The sequence below is a fragment of the Bradyrhizobium sp. STM 3809 genome (genome assembly GCF_000239795.1).
In the GTDB taxonomy this organism is placed as follows: Bacteria; Pseudomonadota; Alphaproteobacteria; order Rhizobiales; family Xanthobacteraceae; genus Bradyrhizobium.
The window spans coordinates 1-3,074 of sequence record NZ_CAFJ01000273.1; the positions used below are offsets into that span (position 1 = coordinate 1).

3 protein-coding genes and 1 pseudogene are annotated in these 3,074 nt (G+C 67.1%); 3 read left to right on the top strand and 1 reads right to left on the bottom strand.

What is annotated here, in order from left to right; all coding sequences use genetic code 11:
• Both BRAS3809_RS15395 and BRAS3809_RS15400 read left to right on the top strand, forming a co-directional pair.
• Positions 1-256, top strand: a pseudogene (locus tag BRAS3809_RS15395) (hypothetical protein); the annotation flags it as partial.
• 110 nt (positions 257-366) lie between these two features.
• Positions 367-747 carry a hypothetical protein gene (locus BRAS3809_RS15400; protein WP_008963041.1) on the top strand — a complete coding sequence of 127 codons (381 nt, stop codon included), beginning with the start codon at positions 367-369 and terminating at the stop codon, positions 745-747.
• Here the strand turns inward: BRAS3809_RS15400 and BRAS3809_RS15405 are convergent.
• The gene (locus BRAS3809_RS15405) at positions 707-2,263 is read right to left on the bottom strand and encodes a glycoside hydrolase family 17 protein (RefSeq protein WP_008963042.1); all 1,557 of its coding nucleotides are present in this window, start codon (positions 2,261-2,263) and stop codon (positions 707-709) included. The two genes, BRAS3809_RS15400 and BRAS3809_RS15405, sit on opposite strands and share 41 nt — an antisense overlap.
• A gap of 426 nt (positions 2,264-2,689) precedes the next feature.
• Here BRAS3809_RS15405 and BRAS3809_RS15410 point away from each other — a divergent pair.
• Positions 2,690-3,074, top strand: a 385-nt coding sequence (locus BRAS3809_RS15410; protein ID WP_035656387.1) for a hypothetical protein, incomplete at its 3' end; no start/stop codon positions are given.

Consider the following 3,074-nt stretch of genomic DNA (forward strand, 5'->3'; position numbering starts at 1 on the left):
TGAAACCACGGTTTACGACGGCCAGCGCCTCGCCGTCGGCGAGGAGCCCGAGGGGAGCGAGGCAAAACCGGCTGCGCCGGCAGCGGCCCCCAAACCGGTCCCGCCGCAGCGCCGGCGCGCCCTGCCGTCCCAGGCCCAGCAGCGCCACGGCAAGCGTGAGGAACCGCCGGCCGCCGCCGCGCCGCCGCCGCCCCCGGCCGAGGCGCCCAAGCCCGAGCAGCCGTCGGCGCTGTCGTCGTTCTTCCGCCGCTCCTGAAGCCCACTCATCCTGCTCCGAAAGCCGCTTGGCCTGGACTGTGAAAGCAGTCCTCGAAGCTGCGGCTTTGCGGCTTGTCCGCCGATCCGTTCCGCAGCATAGTCCCGCGCATGAAAAAGACCCCGTTCCGCCTCTCGCCCTATCAGGTGCAATGGCTCCTGATCGTCGGCTTCGTCACCGTCGGCTACGCCCTTTATCTGCGCTATCTCGCGATCGAGCTGTCGAGCGTCGCGCTCGCCTGCGACGCCGGCCTGCAGACGCTCGCCTGCAAGAGCCGCGCGGTTGCGACGACCTTGTTCAAGAATTCGGTGTTCGGCGCCACCGCGCTGGTCATCGCGGTGCTGCATGTGATGCGGCCGTCGATTGTGCTCCTGACCGGCGGGCTGATCGCCGCCGGGCTGGGCATCGTGCTCTACAACATCGTGCTGTCGGGCTTGGCGATCGGCCTGCTCATCCTCGGCTTTGCCCGGCCCGCGCCCGCCACAGCGTGAAGGCGAGCGTCAGGTACATCGCGCAGGTCCACATCGCCTGCCAATTCTCGCGGCCTTCATTGTAGATCACATAGACCGACGAGATTGCGAGCAGGCCGGCGAAGCTCGCCTCCGCGATCGGCCGGCCGCCCTGGCCCGGGCGGTTGGCCAGCAGCATGGCGAACGGCACCACCGCCATGGTCAGGCTGGCGAACGGAAAGTCGCGATAGCGCGGGTCGAACACGAAGCCGAGCGCGGTCTCGGCCGCGATCAGCACCGTCACCACCAGGACCAGGCCGAGCGCGTAGGTGACCTTCAACGGCTTGCGGCCGTCATCCGGGCCGAGCAGGTCGAGGAAGGTCGGCAACGGACGGCCGGCCATGGCGGCGTTGGCCGCGAGGATCGGCGACAGCACGCCGGCGGCGAGCAGCGCGCCCCATTGCAGCCAGCCGCCGAAGCCGAGGCTCTCATAGTACATCTTGTCCGCGGCCATGCCGAACAGCACGCCCGCCGTGGTCGCGGAGATCGCAACCCCGATCCAGGCCGAGATGTGCGGCGGCCAGGGCCGGCGCCGTACCGTCAGCCAGCCGGCCAGGAACACGATGAAGGACAGGATCATGCCGCCGCCCATCTGCAGCTTCCACTGCGGATAGTTGCTGACGGGCTGGCCGGGGGGATATTTCAAGGCCCGGGTGTCGTCGCTGATCAGGCCCCAATAGCCGCCGACCGTGCCCTCGAGCTTGCGCTTCCAGGGCTGGTCGTAGGCCTCGATCAGGTTGACGCGAAAATTCTCGCGCTTGGCCAGCGCCAGGATCTCCGACACTACCCGCGCCTGGTTGGCGCGCGACGGCAGCGCGCCCTCGCGCATGCGGCCCTCGCTCGGCCAGCCGGTCTCGCCGATCAGGATCTCCTTGCCGGGAAACGCGACGCCGACCTGCTGGCGGATGGTGTCGACATGCGAGGCGGCGAACTTGGCGCGCACCGGCATGTCCTCCCAATAGGGCAGGATGTGCACGGTGACGAAATCGACGATGTCGTAGAGCTCGCGGTTGCGCAGCCAGAATTCCCAGACGTCGGCATAGGTGACGGGCACCTGGACCTGCGCCTTGACGCTGCGGATGGTCGCGGCGAGGTCCGCGGTGGTCATCTCGCCGCGCAGCAGCACCTCGTTGCCGACCACGACGCCGGTGATCACCTGCGGGTAGCGCTTGATCAGGTCGACGGCGATGCCGATCTGCTGCTGGTTCTTCAGCTTGTTCGAGCCGAGCCAGATGCCCTGGATGACCTTGATGCCGACCCGCGCCGCGATTCCCGGCACCTGGTCGAGGCCGTTCTCGATCGAATAGGTGCGCACGCAGTCCGAGATCTTGGCGAGCTGCACCAGGTCCTGCTCGATCTGCTCGGCATCGATATGGGTGGTCGGGTCGAGCGGGCTCTGCTGGCCGCGGAACGGCGCGTAGGACACGCACTGCACCTTCGAATCGAGCTCGATCGGCGCGCGGGCGAGCGTGATGGGCTGGGCCAGCCACCACCACATGGCGGCAATGACACCAAACGACAGGACCAGAAGCGCCAGCGGCGTAGGGAGGGATTTCAGTTCCGTGTCTCCAGGCAGGGAGGTGTCGATTACCCGGTCGGCGGCGATCTGCCAAGTAGGCGATCGGCGGGATGTCGCAGCGCCATGAGGCGCAGGCGCCTCCCGATCCCAATCCAGCTTTTACGATGACGCGAGAAAGTTGGGGCGTTGCTGGACAAAATCCGAGATTCCAGTCATTGGGAATCCCCGGTTGCCTCGCCCCTTGCGCCCGCTGTCTTGAGCCGTTCACTCGCCCGTTAGGAACGGCAGTTTAGGAACACCGCGTCTGGGTCGGAATCAACCTCCCGCCGCAATCGGGGCCGATTTGATCGGCATCAACACTGCGTCCCCCAGGGGACGGCATGAAGGCAACATTTCGGGGAATTTATGGGTCGACGCGTGCTCCAGTCCAAGTTTTCGGTTTTGCGCCTTGTCGCGTCCGTGGGTGTTGCGGTCCTGGTCGGCACGCCCTTCGCCTTCGCCCAGAGCGGCAACGATCATCCCCAGGACCAAAAGCCGCAGGCCTCGAGCCCGGCCGACCTCAAGGAAAACCAGCGCAAGGCGGATGAATTCACCGAGGCCGCGCAGGCGCTGAGCGGCGGGCCCGCCGGCAATCCGGAATGCGTCTGGCTCGGCCGCCGCGTCGTGCAGCTGATGTACCGCGACGACCTTGATACCGCGTTCCGCCATCTCGATCTCTACGACCGGTTCGGCTGCCCCGGCGGCCATATCCAGGCCTCGTTCCGCTGCCTGACGCGCTTCGTCGGCCAGA